The 17,899-nt window shown below is 59.3% G+C and carries 20 protein-coding genes; 17 read left to right on the plus strand and 3 right to left on the minus strand.

What is annotated here, in order from left to right; genetic code table 11:
- The 16 genes from hisC to VL547_RS17185 all read left to right on the plus strand — a co-directional run bounded on the left by hisC (position 1) and on the right by VL547_RS17185 (position 13,773).
- Positions 1-1,065, plus strand: a complete 1,065-nt coding sequence (gene hisC / locus VL547_RS17110) for a histidinol-phosphate transaminase (RefSeq protein WP_325580088.1) — start codon at positions 1-3, stop codon at positions 1,063-1,065.
- 57 nt (positions 1,066-1,122) lie between these two features.
- Entirely contained in the window at positions 1,123-1,551 is a 429-nt protein-coding gene (locus VL547_RS17115; RefSeq protein ID WP_325580090.1) for a cytochrome c, read from the plus strand.
- On the plus strand, positions 1,548-2,687 hold the full coding sequence (hisB, locus tag VL547_RS17120; RefSeq protein WP_325580092.1) for a bifunctional histidinol-phosphatase/imidazoleglycerol-phosphate dehydratase HisB: 1,140 nt from the start codon (positions 1,548-1,550) through the stop codon (positions 2,685-2,687). Before VL547_RS17115 ends, hisB begins: the two co-directional genes overlap by 4 nt.
- A gap of 262 nt (positions 2,688-2,949) precedes the next feature.
- Positions 2,950-4,353, plus strand: coding sequence for an anthranilate synthase component I family protein (locus VL547_RS17125; protein WP_325580094.1), 1,404 nt, complete (start codon positions 2,950-2,952; stop codon positions 4,351-4,353).
- Positions 4,350-4,919 carry an aminodeoxychorismate/anthranilate synthase component II gene (locus VL547_RS17130; protein WP_325580096.1) on the plus strand — a complete coding sequence of 190 codons (570 nt, stop codon included), beginning with the start codon at positions 4,350-4,352 and terminating at the stop codon, positions 4,917-4,919. Before VL547_RS17125 ends, VL547_RS17130 begins: the two co-directional genes overlap by 4 nt.
- Positions 4,916-5,911: an anthranilate phosphoribosyltransferase gene (gene trpD, locus VL547_RS17135; protein ID WP_325580098.1), complete on the plus strand. Its 996-nt coding sequence runs from the start codon at positions 4,916-4,918 to the stop codon at positions 5,909-5,911. Before VL547_RS17130 ends, trpD begins: the two co-directional genes overlap by 4 nt.
- A complete protein-coding gene (trpC, locus tag VL547_RS17140) occupies positions 5,908-6,702 on the plus strand; it encodes an indole-3-glycerol phosphate synthase TrpC (protein WP_325580100.1) in 795 nt (264 codons plus the stop codon). The genes trpD and trpC overlap by 4 nt, the downstream gene beginning before the upstream one ends.
- A complete protein-coding gene (locus VL547_RS17145; protein ID WP_325580102.1) occupies positions 6,683-7,321 on the plus strand; it encodes a phosphoribosylanthranilate isomerase in 639 nt (212 codons plus the stop codon). Before trpC ends, VL547_RS17145 begins: the two co-directional genes overlap by 20 nt.
- Positions 7,318-8,505 (plus strand): tryptophan synthase subunit beta, encoded by a 1,188-nt coding sequence (gene trpB, locus VL547_RS17150; RefSeq protein WP_325580104.1) that lies wholly within the window; start codon positions 7,318-7,320, stop codon positions 8,503-8,505. Before VL547_RS17145 ends, trpB begins: the two co-directional genes overlap by 4 nt.
- On the plus strand, positions 8,502-9,278 hold the full coding sequence (gene trpA, locus VL547_RS17155; RefSeq protein ID WP_325580106.1) for a tryptophan synthase subunit alpha: 777 nt from the start codon (positions 8,502-8,504) through the stop codon (positions 9,276-9,278). The genes trpB and trpA overlap by 4 nt, the downstream gene beginning before the upstream one ends.
- Entirely contained in the window at positions 9,275-9,886 is a 612-nt protein-coding gene (gene hisH, locus VL547_RS17160; protein ID WP_325580108.1) for an imidazole glycerol phosphate synthase subunit HisH, read from the plus strand. Before trpA ends, hisH begins: the two co-directional genes overlap by 4 nt.
- Entirely contained in the window at positions 9,883-10,614 is a 732-nt protein-coding gene (gene hisA / locus VL547_RS17165) for a 1-(5-phosphoribosyl)-5-[(5-phosphoribosylamino)methylideneamino]imidazole-4-carboxamide isomerase (RefSeq protein WP_325580110.1), read from the plus strand. Before hisH ends, hisA begins: the two co-directional genes overlap by 4 nt.
- A gap of 10 nt (positions 10,615-10,624) precedes the next feature.
- Positions 10,625-11,398, plus strand: coding sequence for an imidazole glycerol phosphate synthase subunit HisF (hisF, locus tag VL547_RS17170; RefSeq protein ID WP_325580115.1), 774 nt, complete (start codon positions 10,625-10,627; stop codon positions 11,396-11,398).
- On the plus strand, positions 11,388-11,984 hold the full coding sequence (hisIE, locus tag VL547_RS17175) for a bifunctional phosphoribosyl-AMP cyclohydrolase/phosphoribosyl-ATP diphosphatase HisIE (RefSeq protein ID WP_325580117.1): 597 nt from the start codon (positions 11,388-11,390) through the stop codon (positions 11,982-11,984). Before hisF ends, hisIE begins: the two co-directional genes overlap by 11 nt.
- Positions 11,974-13,062: a redoxin domain-containing protein gene (locus tag VL547_RS17180; protein ID WP_325580119.1), complete on the plus strand. Its 1,089-nt coding sequence runs from the start codon at positions 11,974-11,976 to the stop codon at positions 13,060-13,062. Before hisIE ends, VL547_RS17180 begins: the two co-directional genes overlap by 11 nt.
- Before the next feature lie 42 nt (positions 13,063-13,104).
- The gene (locus VL547_RS17185; protein WP_325580121.1) at positions 13,105-13,773 is read left to right on the plus strand and encodes a hypothetical protein; all 669 of its coding nucleotides are present in this window, start codon (positions 13,105-13,107) and stop codon (positions 13,771-13,773) included.
- 37 nt (positions 13,774-13,810) lie between these two features.
- On the opposite strand, the gene VL547_RS17190 is transcribed toward VL547_RS17185, so the two are convergent.
- A complete protein-coding gene (locus VL547_RS17190) occupies positions 13,811-14,878 on the minus strand; it encodes an SGNH/GDSL hydrolase family protein (protein WP_325580123.1) in 1,068 nt (355 codons plus the stop codon).
- A 76-nt stretch (positions 14,879-14,954) separates the two neighbouring features.
- On the opposite strand from VL547_RS17190, the gene VL547_RS17195 reads away from it, so the two are divergent.
- Entirely contained in the window at positions 14,955-15,821 is an 867-nt protein-coding gene (locus VL547_RS17195; protein ID WP_325580125.1) for an SPFH domain-containing protein, read from the plus strand.
- A 138-nt stretch (positions 15,822-15,959) separates the two neighbouring features.
- Here VL547_RS17195 and VL547_RS17200 read toward each other — a convergent pair whose 3' ends face one another.
- The gene (locus tag VL547_RS17200; RefSeq protein ID WP_325580127.1) at positions 15,960-17,270 is read right to left on the minus strand and encodes a hemolysin family protein; all 1,311 of its coding nucleotides are present in this window, start codon (positions 17,268-17,270) and stop codon (positions 15,960-15,962) included.
- A complete protein-coding gene (locus VL547_RS17205) occupies positions 17,267-17,851 on the minus strand; it encodes a phosphatase PAP2 family protein (protein WP_325580129.1) in 585 nt (194 codons plus the stop codon). Before VL547_RS17205 ends, VL547_RS17200 begins: the two co-directional genes overlap by 4 nt.
- Between the last annotated feature and the right edge of the window lie 48 nt (positions 17,852-17,899).

The following is a 17,899-nucleotide window of genomic DNA, read 5'->3' on the forward strand; positions in this document are numbered from 1 at the left end:
ATGGACTTCGACATAAACAACCTCCTGCGGGAGAACATCAAACGCCTCGTCCCCTATTCCTCCGCGAGGGACGAATTCAAAGGCGAAGCCAGCATTTACCTGGACGCCAACGAGAACTCGTTCGGCTCGCCCCTGCCGGTCGCGTACAACCGGTACCCGGACCCGATGCAATGGAAACTGAAACAGCGGATCGCGGAGATCAAGGGCGTACCGGCAGAGCACATCTTCATCGGGAATGGGAGCGACGAGGTGATCGACATCATGTACCGGGCGTTTTGCAACCCGGGCGTGGACAACGTGTTGATCTGCCCGCCGACCTACGGGATGTACGAGGTGAGCGCGCACATCAACGACGTTTCCATAAAAAAGGTCCCCCTGACCAGCGACTTCCAGCTGGATATCGAAGGGCTGGAGCTGGCGGTGGATGAACAGACCAAATTGATTTTCGTGTGCTCCCCCAACAATCCGACCGGCAATGCGCTTAACCGAAACGATATCGAGCTTTTGCTGAATAATTTCGGGGGGATCGTCGTCATAGACGAGGCGTACATCAATTTTTCACGGCACCGGAGCTTTATCCAGGAGCTGACCGAATACCCGAACCTGGTCGTCATGCAAACCCTGTCGAAGGCCTGGGGCCTGGCGGCCTTGCGGGTGGGCATGGCCTTTACTTCCACGCTGATCGTGGACGTGATGAACAAGATCAAGCCGCCCTACAACATCGGCCAGGCGAGCCAGGCGCTGGCGCTCGAAGCCTTACAGCGGGTGGACGAGGTGAACGCGTGGATACGCGAGACCGTGGCCGAGCGCCAAAAGCTGAGCGAAGAGCTCGGCAGGCTGGCGGTCGTTCTGGCAGTATATCCCAGTGATGCGAACTTCCTCCTGGTAAAGACCGTCGATCCACGCGGTATCTACCGGCAGCTGGTTGACAAGGGGATCATCGTCCGCGACCGGAGCCGCGTAGAGCTGTGCGAGGGGTGTCTCCGGATAACCGTGGGCACGCCGGAAGAAAACCGGGCGCTCCTGGCGGTGATGGAGGCGATACCGTTGGCGACGGCTCACTAGAAGGTTAGCCTTGACCGGACATCGGAGATCGCTATTTTTGGGGACCAACTATAATGTATGAAGGTTTACAGCACACTTATCGCCCTTTGCATCCTGTTTTTCCTCATGAGCGCCGCGCCCCATAACGGTGCCGTCCCCCAGCAGACCGCCCAAAACCCGCTGGCCGCTCAAATGGCCCGGGGCAAGAAACTTTACCAGCAGCAATGCCTCACCTGTCACCAGGTCGACGGCACCGGCGTGATGAACATGAACCCGCCCCTGGTAAAAACGACCTATGTCCAGGGGGACAAGACGGCCCTGATCAAGATCGTCGTGAACGGCATGACGACGCCGCTGACGATCGACGACTACGAATACCATAACGTAATGCCCCCGCATACCACGATGACCGACCAGGAGATCGCGGACGTGCTGACCTATGTCCGCCGCAGCTTTGGCAACAAGGCGACGGCGGTGACGGCGGCGGAGGTTAAAAAAGCCCGATGAAGCGCATATTGTTTATAGACCGGGACGGGACGCTGATCAAGGAAGCGCCGCCATCCTACCAGATCGACAGCTTCGAGAAGCTGGTTTTTTACCCGCACGTCTTCGAATGGATGGGCCGGATCGCCCGGGAATTCGACTACGAGCTGGTCATGGTCACCAACCAGGATGGCCTGGGTACGGAGGCCTTTCCACTGGCGACCTTCCAGCCGGTACAGGACTTTGTCCTGGAGTCCTTTAAACACGAGGACGTCGTCTTCAGCGCCGTGCACATCGACCGCACCTTCGCCAAGGACAATGCCCCGACGCGGAAGCCCAACACCGGTATGCTTACGGAGTACATCGACAACCCGGCATACGACATAAAGAACTCGTACGTGATCGGGGACCGCATCACCGACGTACAGCTGGCCAAGAACCTGGGTTGCAAAGCCATCTGGCTGAACAACGATCCAGGGCTCGGGGCCGCGGAGGTCAATGACGACATGGCCGCCCTGCGCGCCGTCACGGCACTGGAGAGTCCTCACTGGGCGGATATCTACAGTTACTTCAGGCTCGGTTTGCGCCAGGTGACGCACGAGCGCAACACCGCGGAGACCCGGATCGCGGTGACGCTGAACATCGACGGCAGCGGCAAGTCGGATATTCATACCGGTATCGGGTTCTTCGACCACATGCTGGATCAGATCGCGCGTCACGGACGGCTGGACCTGGCCATAAAAGTCGCGGGTGACCTCCATATCGACGAGCACCACACCATCGAGGACACCGGGATCGCCCTGGGAGAGGCCTTTGCGCTGGCGCTGGCGGACAAACGCGGGATGGAGCGGTATGGTTTCGCGCTCCCGATGGACGACGCGGACGCCCGGGTGCTGATCGACTTCGGGGGGCGGAGCTGGATCGTGTGGGACGCGGAATTCAAACGCGAGAAGATAGGGGAGATGCCTACGGAGATGTTTTTTCACTTCTTCAAGTCCTTCTCCGACGCGGCCCGCTGCAACCTGAACGTCGTGTGCCGCGGGGACAACGAGCACCACAAGATCGAAGCGATCTTCAAGGCGCTGGCGCGGGCCATACGGATGGCGGTGCGAAGGGACCCGCTGAGCAATCATCTGCCCTCGACGAAGGGGATGCTCTAGACGCCCGCCGCGCCGCTGCGGACCCGGCGAGAAATTTTTTTTGCAAAAATGTATTTTCATCCCATATTTGCATCCGATGAACAAGCAAATTCAAAATATGTCCTGGTGGTGGCACGGAGTCAGTTTTCTGAACGCTGTGTAACAGAGCCTTGCATATTTGCAATATATTCTAAACGAAGGCCCGCTGTACACAGCGGGCCTTCGGAATTTTAGCCCGCCCCGGGCGGCAGACACCCGCCGGAAGGCGGTACAACTGGAAACCATGAGTAAAACAGCGATCACGACGACCTACAAAAAAATGCTCTCCGACGTCTTCACGCCGGTCGGCATCTACCTCCGGCTGAGGGACCGTTTCCGGGACACCGTCCTGCTGGAGAGCACGGACTTTCACGCCGGGCAGAACAGCTACTCCTTTATCGGCATCAACGCCATCGCGGGGATGGAGATCTCCAGCCTGGAGCGGATCGAGACAAAGCTCCCCAGGCAGGAAGCCGAAAGCCGGGCTATCGGTAAAAACGACTCCGTCCCGGAGCTGCTCTGGGGTTTTATGCAGCGTTTCGAGGTGAACGCGGTGGAGGAGAAGCCGGTAAAATTCGCGCAGGGTCTGTTTGGTTATACCGCCTTCGACGCGGAACAGTTCTTCGAGCCGATCCGGTTCAAGCCTTCCGACGGTATACCGCTCATGCGGTACCGGTTGTACCAGTACGTCATCGTGATCGACCACTACAAGGACGAGCTCTACCTCTGTGAGAACGGTATCAAGGGCATGGAAAGCGAACGCGCCGTCGTCGAGTCGCTCATCCGGTCCAAGGACGTGCCGGTGTACCCGTTCAAGGTCAATGGCCAGGAGACGTCGAATATGGAGGACGAGACCTACCGGGAAATGGTGCGCAAGGGCATCAAGAGCTGTTACCGCGGGGACGTCTTCCAGGTGGTGCTCAGCCGGCGTTTCCAGCGGCCCTTTACCGGGGACGAGTTCAACGTATACCGGGCGCTCAGGAGCATCAATCCGTCTCCGTACCTGTTTTTCTTTGACTATGGGGACTACCGGCTGATGGGGTCCAGCCCCGAGAGCCAGGTCATCCTCAAACAGCACAAGGCGGTGATCCATCCCATAGCGGGGACGTTCAAAAGGACCGGCGATGACGCGGTCGACATGGCCGCGGCGGAGCGCCTCCTCCACGACCCCAAGGAAAACGCGGAGCACGTGATGCTCGTGGACCTGGCGCGCAACGACCTGAGCCGTACGTGCACGGGGGTCACGGTATCCGAATACCGTAAGGTGCAATACTACTCCCACGTGATCCATCTCGTCAGCGAGGTGACCGGGGACGTGCCCGCCGGAGCCAACCCCTTCCAGCTGCTCGCCACCACCTTCCCGGCGGGGACTTTGAGCGGCGCGCCCAAGTTCAAGGCCATGCAGCTGATCGACGCCTACGAGCCCACGCCCCGCGGGTACTATGGCGGCGCCATCGGGTACGTCGGGTTTAACGGGGATATAAACCACGCGATCATGATCCGGACCTTCCTGAGTAAGGACAACAACCTGTACTACCAGGCGGGGGCGGGGATCGTGGCGGCCTCCGATCCGGAGAGCGAATTGCAGGAAGTCAACAATAAATTGAACGCACTAAAAAAGGCGCTGGAACTGGCGGAAAATCTATGACAAAGATTCTCGTTTTCGATAACTACGATAGTTTCACGTATAATCTCGTTCACCTGGTGGAAAAAATCCTCCACCAGAAGGTCGATGTCTACCGCAACGACCAGATCCCCCTGGAGGACGTCGCGGCATACGACAAGATTATCCTGTCGCCCGGACCGGGCATACCCGAAGAAGCCGGGTTGCTGCTCCCGCTGATAAAAGCGTACGCCCCCACCAAGTCCATCCTCGGCGTCTGTCTGGGGCACCAGGCGATAGGGGAGGCCTTTGGCGGGCAGCTGGTCAACCTGAGCCAGGTATACCACGGCGTGGCGACGCCGATCCACATAACGGTGAAAACACCCCTCTTCAACGGCCTGCCCGAAACGCTGGAAGTAGGTCGCTACCACAGCTGGGTCGTGGGTGATAAAGGCTTTCCCGAGGCGCTGGAGATAACCGCCGTCGACGACAAGGGCATGATCATGGGGCTCAGGCATAAAAAATACGACGTCCAGGGCGTACAGTTCCACCCCGAAAGCGTACTCACGCCCGAAGGGGAATCCATCCTTCAAAACTGGCTGAAGCAATGAAGAAAATCTTACAATACCTGTTCGAGCACAAGACCCTCACCCGGGAGCAGGCCAGGGAAACCCTGGTCCAGATATCCAAGGGCGCCTTCAGCGACAGCGAGGTGACGGCCTTTATAACGGTCTATCTCATGCGCAGCATCACCATCGGGGAGCTGCAAGGTTTCCGCGACGCCTTGCTCGAGTTGTGCGTACGCGTGGATATGGACGGGTACGACGTTATCGACATCGTGGGTACCGGAGGCGACGGCAAAAACACGTTCAACATTTCCACGCTCTCCTGTTTTGTCGTGGCGGGCACCGGGCAGAAAGTGGCCAAGCACGGGAACTACGGCGCCTCCACGATCAGCGGCGCGTCGAACGTCATGGAGCAGCTCGGCTACAAGTTCAAAAGCGACAGCGCGACCCTGCAAAAGGAAGTGGAGCAAAGCAACATCTGCTTCCTCCACGCGCCCAACTTCCACCCCGCGCTCAAGGCGGTGGGCGCCATCCGCCGCGCCCTCGGTATCCGGACCTTTTTCAACATGCTCGGTCCGCTGGTCAACCCGGCCTTCCCGCCCTTCCAGCTGATCGGGGTGTACAGCCTGGAAATGGCGCGCATCTACAACTACCTCCTCCAGCAGGGGGACCAGGCCTTCACCATCATCCACGGCCTGGATGGCTACGACGAGATTTCATTGACCGGGGATACCAAGGTCATCAGTAATACGGGAGAAAAGATCTATTCCGCCGAACAACTCGGCAAACGGTCAGTCCTCCCGGCGGACCTGTACGGGGGCAATACGGTGGAGGAAGCCGCCAGGCTGTTCCTGCGCGTCCTGAAGGCCGAGGGCACCTGGGCTCAACACGCCGTCGTCGTCGCCAACGCCGCGATGGCGTTATATTGCACCGGGAAATACGGGGACTATGCGGCGTGTTACGACGCGGCCCTGGAAAGCCTGGAAAGCGGCAAGGCCTACCGGGCTTTGGAAACACTCATATCGATGCAATCATGACGATCCTGGATACGATAGTAGCGAACAAGCGGGAAGAAGTGGCGGCGGCCAAAAAGGCCGTGAGCGTAAAAACGCTGGAGCGCGCGCCTCAACGACAGACCTTTTCACTCAAGACCTTTCTGGCCGATCCCACAAAGACAGGCATCATCGCCGAGTTCAAGCGCAAATCGCCCTCCAAGGGCGTTTTCCTGGAAGGGGCTGACGCGGCGGCGATCACAAAGGCGTACACCGAAAACGGCGCTTCCGGCCTGTCCGTACTGACGGACAACAAATTCTTCGGGGGCAGCCCCGAAGACCTGAAGGCCGCGCGGGTCAATGCCATTCCGATATTAAGGAAAGACTTCATGATCGATGAATACCAGGTAATCGAAGCCAGGGCGTTGGGCGCGGACGTGATCTTGCTCATCGCGGCGTGTCTGACACCGAAGCAGGTGCAAACACTTGGAAAGCTCGCGCATTCGTTGAACCTGGAAGTCCTGCTCGAGCTTCACGCCGAGGACGAACTCGATCACGTTTGCCCTGAGATCGACCTCGTCGGTATCAACAACCGGGACCTGAAGACCTTCCAGGTGGACATCGACCGGTCCGTCCGGCTGGCCGATCGCCTCCCCGGGGATATGCCCAGGATCGCCGAAAGCGGGATCAGCCACCCGGAGACCATACAACAAATGCGCGCCCACGGGTTTACCGGTTTCCTGATCGGTGAAACGTTTATGCGGGAGCCGGACCCCGGCGCCGCCTTCCATAATTTTGTCGCTCAACTAAAACCCCATGCGCCTCAAAGTCTGTAGCCTGACACAAATGGAGCAGATCCAGGCCCTGGACGACTGGGGTGTGGAGTTCGTGGGGCTGATGTTCTACCCCAAGTCCCCGCGCTTCCTGGGAAACCTGCTCCGTCCGGAAGACGTGCGCCGGGCGCGGTGGAAGACCAACAAGGTCGGCGTTTTTGTCAACCCGACCTACGACGAGGTCATGCGGGCAGTGGAAGACTATGGTTTGGAAATGGTCCAGCTCCACGGCGACGAAACGCCCAAATTCTGCGAGAGGGTATCGGAGCAGCTGGAAACGATCAAGGCCTTCCGCGTCTCCCCCGACGACAATGTGGAATACCGGGTCCGGAACTACAACAACGTCTGCGACCTGTTCCTGTTCGATACGGCGGGACATCAATACGGCGGGACGGGCCGGAAATTCGACTGGGAACTGCTGGCAAAAGCCGAATTCAGCAAGCCGTTTATCCTCTCGGGGGGGATCGGTCCGGACGATGTGGAGAACATCCGCCACTTCCGGTCGACGGCCGCGGGCGGGAACCTTTTCGCCATCGATGTAAACAGCAAGTTCGAGGAACGACCGGGGGTGAAAGACCTGGAGCGCCTTGGGCCATTTATAAACGCAGTACATAGCATATGACTTCTTTTCAAGTAGATACGAACGGTTATTATGGGCAATTTGGGGGCGCCTATATCCCTGAGATGCTCTACCCCAACGTGGAGGAGCTCCGCAACCGGTACCTCGACATCATACACGAACCGGGTTTCCAACAGGAGTTCCGCGCGCTGCTCCGGGATTACGTGGGGCGGCCTACCCCCCTCTATTTTGCCCGCCGTCTGAGCGAGCGGTACAACAGCCGTATCTTCCTGAAACGGGAAGACCTCTGTCACACCGGCGCGCACAAGGTCAACAACACCATCGGGCAGATCCTCCTGGCCAGGAGGCTCGGCAAACAACGCATCATCGCCGAGACCGGCGCAGGCCAGCACGGCGTGGCCACCGCGACGGTATGCGCGCTGATGGGCATGGAGTGCATCGTCTATATGGGCGCCCGCGACATTGAGCGCCAGGCCCCGAACGTGGCCCGGATGAAGATGCTGGGCGCCCGCGTCGAGCCGGCCCTGAGCGGTAGCCAGACCCTCAAGGACGCCACCAACGAGGCCATCCGCGACTGGATCAATAATCCCATCGATACCCATTATATCATCGGCAGCGTGGTCGGCCCGCATCCCTACCCGGACATGGTCGCCCGTTTCCAAAGCGTGATCTCCGAAGAGATCCGGGCGCAACTAAAAGAAACGACCGGGAGCGAGCTCCCGACCAAGGTCATCGCCTGCGTCGGGGGCGGGAGCAACGCGGCCGGGACCTTTTTTCATTTCCTTGACGAGCCCTCCGTGGAGCTGATCGCGGTCGAAGCCGCCGGCGAAGGCGTGCTCAGCGGCCACTCCGCCGCCACCACCCAGCTGGGTAAGGATGGCATACTCCACGGCAGCCGCAGCCTGGTTATGCAGACCAATGATGGCCAGGTGCTCGAAGCCCACAGCATTTCCGCGGGTCTCGACTACCCGGGGATCGGTCCCCTCCACGCGCACCTGTACAAGAGCGGCCGGGGCCGGTACCTCAACGCCACCGACCAGGAGGCGCTGGTGGCTGCCTTCGACCTGGCCCGGATGGAAGGCATCATCCCCGCCCTGGAATCCTCCCACGCGCTGGCGGGGCTGGGGCAATTGGAGCTGTCGCCCAGCGACACCGTCGTCCTTTGCCTGTCCGGCCGGGGCGACAAAGACATGCAAGCGTACATGACTTATATGGAATCCAAATGAATAGAATAGATACCTTATTTGCCGGGGGCCGCCGCGGCGTGCTCAGCGTCTATTGCACCGCCGGCTATCCCCAACGGGATAGCACCCTCGAAGTGATGGAGGCCCTCCAGGACAGCGGGGTGGACATGATCGAGCTGGGTATGCCCTACAGCGACCCGCTGGCGGACGGACCGGTGATCCAGGCCAGCAGCATGGCCGCAATTGCCAACGGGATGACTGTAGAGCTGTTGTTCCAACAACTGCAGGGGTTCCGTGGACGCGTCAAGGTCCCCGTCCTGCTCATGGGTTACCTCAACACCGTCCTGCAATATGGATTTGAGCGCTTTTGCGCCGACGCGGCCGCGGCGGGCATCGACGGGCTGATCCTGCCCGATTTGCCCATGCACGAGTACGAAACGCAATATGCGCCGGTGCTGCGTACGCATGGTCTCCACCTCGTCTTCCTGGTCACGCCCGAAACCGCCCCCGAACGCATCCGGAAAATCGACGCCCTCAGCAGCGGCTTTCTCTATGCCGTGTCCTCGTCTTCCACGACCGGCAAAAATAAAGAAATGAGCGAGACCTACTTGCAACGCCTGGAGGCCATGGGGCTGACAAACCCCGTCCTCGTCGGTTTCGGCATTCGGGACGCGGCCACCTTTGACGCAGCCTGCGCCCATACCAACGGGGCCATCATAGGCACGGCCTTTATCAAAGCGCTCAAGGGCCCCGAGGCCGCGGGCAACACCTTGTCGGAAGTAACGCGCGGTTTTATAAAAACCATCCGGCCATGACCGTCGTCATCCAATACAACGCCGGGAACATTCAGTCGGTCCGCTACGCGTTGTCGCGCGTCGGCGCCGGGTGTACCGTTACCGACGACCCCGCGCTGATCCGCGCGGCCGACCGGGTTATCTTCCCCGGTGTCGGCGAGGCGAGCACCGCCATGGCGTATCTCCGCGAGCGCGGCCTCGACACCGTGATCCGGTCGCTGACGCAGCCGGTGCTGGGGATATGCCTGGGGATGCAGCTGATGTGCGCGCACTCCGAGGAGAACAACGCGACCTGCCTGGGTATATTCGGGGAATCGGTGCGTCGTTTCCGCCCGGCCGCCGCTCCGGCGGCACCCCGGCCCGCGGAGGCCGCCAAGGTTCCCCAGATCGGCTGGAACACCATCACCGACGTGCAAAGTCCGCTGCTGAGCGGTCTGGGCGACGAGCCCTTCGTATACTTCGTCCACAGCTATTACGCCGATCTGGGCCCGCACACGATCGCGACAACCGATTATATCCATCCTTACAGCGCCGCTCTACAGCACGGCAATTTCTACGGCGTCCAGTTCCACCCGGAAAAGAGCGCCGCCGTGGGAGAACGTATCCTCAAAAACTTCCTGAGTCTATGATTATGGAAATCATCCCCGCCATAGACATCATCGACGGTAAGTGCGTGCGCCTCACCCAGGGCGACTACGCGCAAAAAAAGATATACAACGAAGACCCGCTGGAGGCCGCCAAATCCTTCGAGGGCGCCGGACTTAGCCGGTTGCACCTGGTGGACCTGGACGGGGCCAAGGCTGGAACCGTGCGGAACTGGAAGGTGCTCGAACGGATCGCTGGAGGGACGACGTTGACCATCGACTTTGGCGGCGGCATCAAGACCGAAAAGGACCTGGATATCGTCTTCGACTCCGGGGCGGCGCTGGCCACCATCGGGAGCATGGCGGTCAAACAACCCGACACGATGGCGGAATGGATAAGCCGGCGAGGTGCCGACAAGTTCCTGCTGGGCGCCGACGTCAAGGGAGAGCAGATCGCCGTGAGCGGTTGGCTGGAGACGACGGACCAAAACGTCTTCGACTTCATCGGCGCCTATGTCGATAAAGGCATCCGCCAGGTCTTCTGCACCGACGTCAGTAAGGACGGTCTTCTGCAAGGCCCGTCAGTGGCGTTATACGCCAAGATCATCGACCGCTTCCCCGACCTCTGGTTTATCGCCAGCGGGGGCGTATCCGGCCTGAAAGACCTGGAAGACCTGAAAAAGATCGGCTGCAAGGGCGCCATCGTGGGAAAAGCTATTTACGAAGGCCGCGTAACGCTGGAGGACCTACGGGTTTTCGGCGCTGCGCGGTAAAATGCAACATATGGCACTCGCAAAGCGCATTATCCCCTGCCTGGATATAAAAGACGGCCGTACCGTCAAAGGCATCAACTTCGAAAACATCCGCGACGCGGGCGACCCCGTGGAGCTCGGCGCCCTGTATGCGGAACAGGGGGCGGACGAGCTCGTTTTCCTGGACATCACGGCCACCAACGAAAAGCGGAAAACGCTCCGGGAGCTGGTCGACAGGATCAGCCGGCACATCAACATCCCCTTTACGGTCGGGGGCGGGATATCCAGCATCGAAGACGTGTCCTACCTTCTTCAGTGCGGGGCGGATAAGATATCGGTCAACACCGCGGCGTTCAGAAGACCGGAGCTCATCAGCGAGCTCGCCAGGGAATTTGGCTCCCAATGCGTGGTCCTGGCCATCGATACCCGCCAGGAAGAGGACGGAGAGTGGTATGTTTACCTGAACGGAGGCCGGATAAAGACCGATACCCGTTGCGCCGACTGGGCCAGCGAAGGCGTAAAAAGGGGCGCGGGCGAAATCCTCCTGACCTCGATGAACCACGACGGCACCAAACAGGGGTTTGCCCTGGACATCACCAGCCGGCTGGCCGAAACCCTCCCTGTCCCGGTCATTGCGTCCGGGGGCGGGGGGCAACCCGCTCATTTTCTGGACGTATTCAAAAAGGGGCACGCCGACGCTGCCCTGGCAGCCAGCATTTTTCACTTCAAGGAGGTGGGGATTCCGGATTTAAAAGGATATTTGCAAAGGCATCAAATACCGGTTAGAACAGACCATGCACGTTAATTTCGGGAAATACGCGGACGGCCTCGTGCCGGCCATTGTCCAGGATGAGGATACCTTACGGGTGCTGATGCTGGGTTTTATGAATGAAGACGCCCTGGCCAAAACCCGGGAAACGGGGAAGGTCACGTTTTACAGTCGTTCCAAACAGCGGTTGTGGACCAAAGGGGAGGAAAGCGGACGCTTCCTGCTGGCGGGGGACATCCGCGTCGACTGCGACGAGGACACCTTGCTGGTCAAGGCGCGGCCACAGGGCCCGACCTGTCATACCGGGGCGGACACCTGCTGGTCGGAGGACAACGTGCCCGGGGACTTCCTGACCTACCTGGAGGGCGTCATCGCCTCCCGGAAAGGGGCGGCACCCGAGACGTCTTACACCGCCAAGCTGTTGGCCAAAGGGATCAACAAGGTGGCCCAAAAGGTGGGGGAAGAGGCGGTGGAGCTTGTGATCGAAGCCAAGGACGACGACAAAAGCCTTTTTCTGAATGAGGCGGCGGACCTGCTGTTCCACTACCTGGTATTGCTCCAGGCCAAAGGGTACAGCCTGGCCGAAGTCACCGACATATTAAAAGAGCGACATGCAAAATAAATGGTTCATACCCTGTCTGGCGTCACTGTTGTGGAGCGCCGGCCTCCAGGCCCAGAGCGACACCACCTTTACCCTGACCGGCACCGTATCCGGCATTGCCGACGGGACCCCCGTGTTCCTGTCCAACCCCAATATTTCCAAGGATACCCTGGCCAGGGCCGTAGCCCGCGGCGGCCATTTCATCCTGCATGGCACGCTCCGCGACCCGAACCTGTATTTCCTGTCCACGCCGGCACAGCACCGGCTGCTCTTTCTCGACCCTGCAAAGATCACCGTCACGGGGAGCGACCTGGAGCACGCCGTCGTACAGGGAGCGCCCTCGGAAACGGACTATCTGCAGTTCGAGCCCGTTTTTGCGCCCTTCTTCAACCGGCTCGGCGAGATCGCCCAACGCCTCAACGCAGAGCCCCGGGGGACGCCGGCTTCCGATAGCCTGATCGCGGTCTACCGGCAAAAGCTGGATACGCTCGATGGCATGGTCACCCAGTATGTGACCGCCCACCCGGCTTCCCACGTCAGCACCTTTATCCTGGCCGTCCACATGCAGGTCCGTCAGCAGTACGACTGGCTGGAGGCGAGGTATAACCAGCTGGCGGCGCCGGTACAACACGATTTTTATGGCCGCATCCTGGCCGAACAGATCGCCAAGTCGCACATCGGCAAAGAAGGGACGATGGCGCTCGACTTTACCGAAAACGACGTAAGCGGTCGCCCCATATCGCTGTCTTCCTTCCGCGGAAAATTCGTCCTCGTGGACTTCTGGGCCAGCTGGTGCGGACCCTGCCGGATGGAGAACCCCAACGTCGTCAAGGCCTATTCCGAGTTCAAGGACAAGAACTTCACCATCCTGAGCGTATCCCTGGACCAGTCCAAGGAACCCTGGGTCAAGGCCATCGCCGACGACGGCCTCACCTGGACACAGGTGTCCGACCTCCAATACTGGAATAACGCCGCCGCCCGTCTCTACAACATCTCCAGCATCCCCCAGAACATCCTGGTGGACCCCAAGGGGGTGATCGTGGGCCGGAACCTCAGGGGCGGCGAGCTGGAGGTCAAACTCCGGGAAGTGCTCCAATAAAAGCGCCCCTTCCGACGTTGTATACCCAGAATCGATTCAGCCATGCCTATACATCCCTTGAAAACCGGTCTTTTACTCCTCACGCTCTATGGCGGGCGCGCGGGCGCCCAGTGCCTCACCTATAAGCTCGACGACAAGGGCGACACCCTGAACTGCGTCGACCAGAACCACAAAAAACAGGGCCGCTGGGTGATCCACCAGGACGAGCTGCGGGGCGAACCGGCCTACGACGAGCAGGGCGTCTTTTACAACGACGTCAGGGAAGGGGTCTGGAAGCGCTTCGACGGGATGGGCGACCTGATTGCCGTCGAAAACTACAAATGGGGCAGTAAGGATGGTATACAGGAGTATTTTACCATGGCCGGTGAACCGCTCCGCGAAGAAAGCTGGCTCTCCGCCAATCCCCAGAACCCCTACGACACCGTAGTCGTCTACGACGATCCGCACAACCCCTTCAAGGCCAATCGCCGCGTCGTCAAGCTTGAGGCCTCCACCGTCAAGAACGGCACCTGGAAATACTACGACCCCTCCCTGGGTACCGTGGCCAAGACCGAAAACTACCTACTGGGCAAGCTCCAGAACGGCATCACCACCGCCCGCGCCACCACGGACTCCGCCGGCGCAAAGCCACCGCCCGAGGTCGAGCAATACAATAAGAAGAATTCGGGAAAGAAGAAGTACGACGTGCGTACCGGACAGACCGGGTACTGATCACCCAGGGATTGCATAGGAAAGGTGCCGGCGCAAATCACCAGCCCATCGTCTGCTTTAGGAATGCAGTAAGCTCCCCGGCGATCTCCTTCTGCTCCACTATATCCGGGTGCGCCCCGCACCCATGGTGATACCACTTGCTGAAGCTGTAAGTGAAGACCTTTTTATCGCCACCCGTTTGTGCCGCCAGGACGATCGCGCCGAGGTAGCGCTTGAGCACCCGGGCCAGCCTGGCGTCCGCCATGGGGCTGTTCAGGCAAACGAAGGTCGCGGAAGGATAGTGACCCCGGAGGTCCTGGAGGAAGTGCAGGTAATTCCCGCAAAAAGTCGTCGAATCCTGTATACCGTCGTTCTGACCGAGACACACAGTGACCACGTCGGGCTGGTACCGGCTAAAATCCCATTGGATGGAATCCGCGCGCATATCGACCTTGCCGAATACCTGGGGCATGATGATGTCCATGTTGCAACAGCTGTGCATCAGACCGATGCCGGATACCGCGGATAGATACCACTGCGCGTTCAGCGCGCGCGCCGTAACCGGGCCATACGCCATATAGGCGTTATGCTGGTCGTACCATTCCCCCTGTCCGCAAGGCTTGATCGACATATCGGCCCCGTAACCGCAGGTGATCGAATTGCCGATGAACTCGATCTTGCGCGTAGGGGCCGCGGGCAGGTCGAGTAATTTTTTACAGCGCAGCCCGGCAAGACCGATATAGCCGACGCCCGCTTCGGTATTCTTGCACAGGATGAGCCGGTGGCTGCCGGCCTTGATCCGCGCCTCGATGGTCAGCGTATCTGACTTTCCCCGTGTCTGAAGGCGGTAGGGGGTTTCGTCATCCACCTGTATTTCGATGTAATTATGGGATTTACCATACAGGACCTCGTCCTTTAGGTAGAGCTGGCAGGAAGAGCCTTCGAATTTAACCTCCACATAAACCCCCGGTTGCCAGAAATGCGGCTCTTTGGGGTTGCTGAAGTCCACGCGACCGGTGTACCGGATATGAGGGTCGTCGGCACCATAAAAATTCATGGAACTGCTTGAGGGGATTGCACTTATGAGCGGCAGCAACAGGATCGGCAGCAGGAGGCGGGCGGACATGAATTTTTTTTTAAAGGTAACGCTACCTACCAATACAAAAACCGCTTACATTTGATATCAAATTAATATCAAAATAATGGAAAAGCTTATACGCCCGGTTCCGGGTTTTCTGGCCCTTTTCTTTGCCCTCGTACTGCTGGCTTCGGGCATTGCCTGTTTTTCCCTGAATGACGGCCAGAACGGCTGGCTCGTCGTGGCAGGCGTCGTTTGCCTCGTGGCCTCCTTTTTCCTCCTTAAGGGGATCATGATCATCCAGCCGAACCAAGCCCGGGTTTGCACCTTCTTTGGCCGCTACATCGGCTCGGTCAAGGATAACGGCCTGATGTGGATCAACCCTTTCTATTCCACCACCAAGGTGTCGCTACGGGTCGTCAACCTGAACGGCCAGGTCCTGAAGGTCAACGACAAGATGGGGAACCCGGTGGAAATCGCCTGCGTCATCGTCTGGCAGGTCAGCGACACCTATAAGGCGACCTTTGACGTGGCGGACTTCAAGCAGTACGTCACCATCCAAAGCGAGGCTTCGGTCCGTCACCTGGCGCAGACCTGTCCTTACGACAACATGGAGGACGAAAAGGCCGAGATCACGCTTCGCGAAGGCGGCGAGAAGGTCAGCGAGCTGCTGGAAAGCGAATTGAACGAACGCCTGGCGCCCGCCGGCATCGTCGTCAAGGAGGCCAGGATCAGCCACCTTGCCTACGCCCAGGAAATCGCCGGGGCCATGCTCCAGCGCCAGCAGGCCACCGCGATCGTGGCCGCCCGGACGAAGATCGTGGAGGGCGCCGTGGGCATGGTGGAGCTGGCCCTCGACCAGTTGTCCAAACGCCACATCGTGGAGCTCGACGACGAGCGCAAGGCCACGATGGTCTCTAACCTGATGGTGGTGCTCTGCGGCGAACGTGGCGCACAACCGGTTCTGAACACAGGGTCGTTATACCAATGAGCGGAAAAAAAAGTTTTGCCCTGCGATTGGACGAGGACCTGTACCAGGCTTTGGAGCGATGGGCACAGGATGAGTTCCGCAGCGTGAACGGGCAGATAGAGTGGGCGCTGCACCAGCAGCTGAAGGCCGCGGGACGGCTCAGGGAGAGTCGTCCCCCTTCTCCTCCTCCGAACCAGGCTCCGCCTTCACCGTGACCAGCACCTTATCGATGCGGTGCCCATCCATATCCACGATTTCGAAGACGAAGTTCTTCCACTGGAGCATTTCGCCGGTGGAAGGGATGCGTTCCAGCTCATGGAGGATAAAGCCCGCCAGGGTGTCGTATTCCATCTCCTCGGTGTCGATCCACTCCAGCTTGTCGAAGTACTGCATGAAGTCGTAAAACGGCAGCTGGCCATCGACGAGATAGGACCCGTCGGAGCGGCGGAGTATCTCGTAGTCGTCCTGCCCGGTCTCGGGCATGTCGCCCACGATGGCTTCGAGGATGTCGTTGAGCGTGACCATACCCTGGAGGGTGCCGTATTCATCGACGATAAAACAGGAATGTATCTTCGCCTGCTTGAATTTCTCCAGCACCTGGTAGGCGGAGTTGTTTTCCGGGACATACAACGCGGGTCGCATGATCTCCGAAAGACGGGTAGAGGGCTCCACGCGGAAAAGGTCCTTGAGCGTAATGATGCCCTTGATGTCGTCGATGTTTTTGTCGCAGAGCGGGTAGGTGTAGTGCGTGGATTCGCGGACGCGGTCGCGCACGGCGGCTACTGGCGAGTCCAGGTCGAACCAGATGATGTCGCTCCGGTGGGTCATCAGCGACGTGATGTTGCGGTCCCCCAGGTGGAACACCCGCTCGATGATCTCCTGCTCCGCTTCTTCGATGGCGCCGTGTTCGGTGCCTTCGTTGATGATCGCCTTGATCTCGTCCTCCGTCACCTGGTTTTCGTGGTTTTCGATCCGGAAGATGCGGTAGAGGAAGTTCGAGGATTTGGTGAGCGTCCAGGTGAACGGGAACATCACCTTGGACAGGACGCTCATGATCCCGGAAAGCGCCTTGCCGATGGTTTCGGGGGCGGACAGCCCGATCCTTTTGGGGACCAGCTCGCCCAGTACCAATACGAAGTAACTGACCACCAATACGATGATGACCGTCGCAAGGTCCTCGGTGTGTTGTCCGAGCCAGTGAAAACGCCTCAGCCAGCTGGAAAGGTCCCCCTCCATGGCCCTCCCGGACAGGTTCCCGATCAGGATACCGATCAGGGTAAGACCTATCTGGACGGTCGAAATAAGCCGGGCGGGTTGCGCGGCCAGCTCCAGCGCCTGGCGGGCGGCCTCGTCGCCCTTGGCGGCCTGCGCCTCGAGCCTCGCCTTACGGGCGGATACCAGCGCGATTTCCGCCATCGCAAAAAATCCGTTCAGGAGGATCAAGCCGAAAATGATCAATAACTCGGTCATTCTGGAGAGGGATTGGTGAACAAAAGGGGCCCGATCTTCCGGTTATATAAACGGGCAAACACCATACCGGCCAGGATGCCTAGTACGGCGCCACCCAATACATCCAGGGGGAAATGCACCCCCACATATACCTGGGCGTAGGATATCATGGCCGCCCAGGCCCAGGCCGCCCACCAGCCGCGGCTGATACGCCCCAGCGTGAGAGCCATGAAGGTGGCCATGCCGAAGTGGTTGGTCGCATGGGCGGAGGGGAAACTGCCGCCCTGGGGGCAATAGTTGGCCAGGAACCGCACCGATCCGCCCAGCGCGCATGGCCTTATCCTGCCCACGGCCTCCTTCAGGATATGGCTGGACACGGTATCGGTCACGGCCACACAGCCTATAAAAAAGCAGGCCCACCACCAGCCCCTCCAACCAAAATTCAGGACTACAAACAGGAGCAGGAAAAAATACAGGGGCGTCCAAAAAAGGGCCTCCCGTACAAACAGGAAAAAATGGTCGAAAAAGGGGTTGGTCCAGCGGCTGTTGATGCTTTCAAAGAGGATTCTGTCCCCGTGTATGATCTGCTGAAGGAGGTCCATGCTGGTATAAAAATCCGAAATTTTTGCAAATCAAAGAGTTTTCTGAAT

It is taken from the genome of Dinghuibacter sp. (assembly GCF_035492835.1).
GTDB lineage: Bacteria > Bacteroidota > Bacteroidia > Chitinophagales > Chitinophagaceae > Dinghuibacter.

Bases quoted from the DNA above. Each gene is read 5' to 3' on its own strand.
- hisC (WP_325580088.1), top strand. From the start codon at position 1: ATGGACTTCGACATAAACAACCTCCTGCGGGAGAACATCAAACGCCTC.
- VL547_RS17115 (WP_325580090.1), top strand. From the start codon at position 1,123: ATGAAGGTTTACAGCACACTTATCGCCCTTTGCATCCTGTTTTTCCTC.
- hisB (WP_325580092.1), top strand. From the start codon at position 1,548: ATGAAGCGCATATTGTTTATAGACCGGGACGGGACGCTGATCAAGGAA.
- VL547_RS17125 (WP_325580094.1), top strand. From the start codon at position 2,950: ATGAGTAAAACAGCGATCACGACGACCTACAAAAAAATGCTCTCCGAC.
- VL547_RS17130 (WP_325580096.1), top strand. From the start codon at position 4,350: ATGACAAAGATTCTCGTTTTCGATAACTACGATAGTTTCACGTATAAT.
- trpD (WP_325580098.1), top strand. From the start codon at position 4,916: ATGAAGAAAATCTTACAATACCTGTTCGAGCACAAGACCCTCACCCGG.
- trpC (WP_325580100.1), top strand. From the start codon at position 5,908: ATGACGATCCTGGATACGATAGTAGCGAACAAGCGGGAAGAAGTGGCG.
- VL547_RS17145 (WP_325580102.1), top strand. From the start codon at position 6,683: ATGCGCCTCAAAGTCTGTAGCCTGACACAAATGGAGCAGATCCAGGCC.
- trpB (WP_325580104.1), top strand. From the start codon at position 7,318: ATGACTTCTTTTCAAGTAGATACGAACGGTTATTATGGGCAATTTGGG.
- trpA (WP_325580106.1), top strand. From the start codon at position 8,502: ATGAATAGAATAGATACCTTATTTGCCGGGGGCCGCCGCGGCGTGCTC.
- hisH (WP_325580108.1), top strand. From the start codon at position 9,275: ATGACCGTCGTCATCCAATACAACGCCGGGAACATTCAGTCGGTCCGC.
- hisA (WP_325580110.1), top strand. From the start codon at position 9,883: ATGATTATGGAAATCATCCCCGCCATAGACATCATCGACGGTAAGTGC.
- hisF (WP_325580115.1), top strand. From the start codon at position 10,625: ATGGCACTCGCAAAGCGCATTATCCCCTGCCTGGATATAAAAGACGGC.
- hisIE (WP_325580117.1), top strand. From the start codon at position 11,388: ATGCACGTTAATTTCGGGAAATACGCGGACGGCCTCGTGCCGGCCATT.
- VL547_RS17180 (WP_325580119.1), top strand. From the start codon at position 11,974: ATGCAAAATAAATGGTTCATACCCTGTCTGGCGTCACTGTTGTGGAGC.
- VL547_RS17185 (WP_325580121.1), top strand. From the start codon at position 13,105: ATGCCTATACATCCCTTGAAAACCGGTCTTTTACTCCTCACGCTCTAT.
- VL547_RS17190 (WP_325580123.1), bottom strand. From the start codon at position 14,878: ATGTCCGCCCGCCTCCTGCTGCCGATCCTGTTGCTGCCGCTCATAAGT.
- VL547_RS17195 (WP_325580125.1), top strand. From the start codon at position 14,955: ATGGAAAAGCTTATACGCCCGGTTCCGGGTTTTCTGGCCCTTTTCTTT.
- VL547_RS17200 (WP_325580127.1), bottom strand. From the start codon at position 17,270: ATGACCGAGTTATTGATCATTTTCGGCTTGATCCTCCTGAACGGATTT.
- VL547_RS17205 (WP_325580129.1), bottom strand. From the start codon at position 17,851: ATGGACCTCCTTCAGCAGATCATACACGGGGACAGAATCCTCTTTGAA.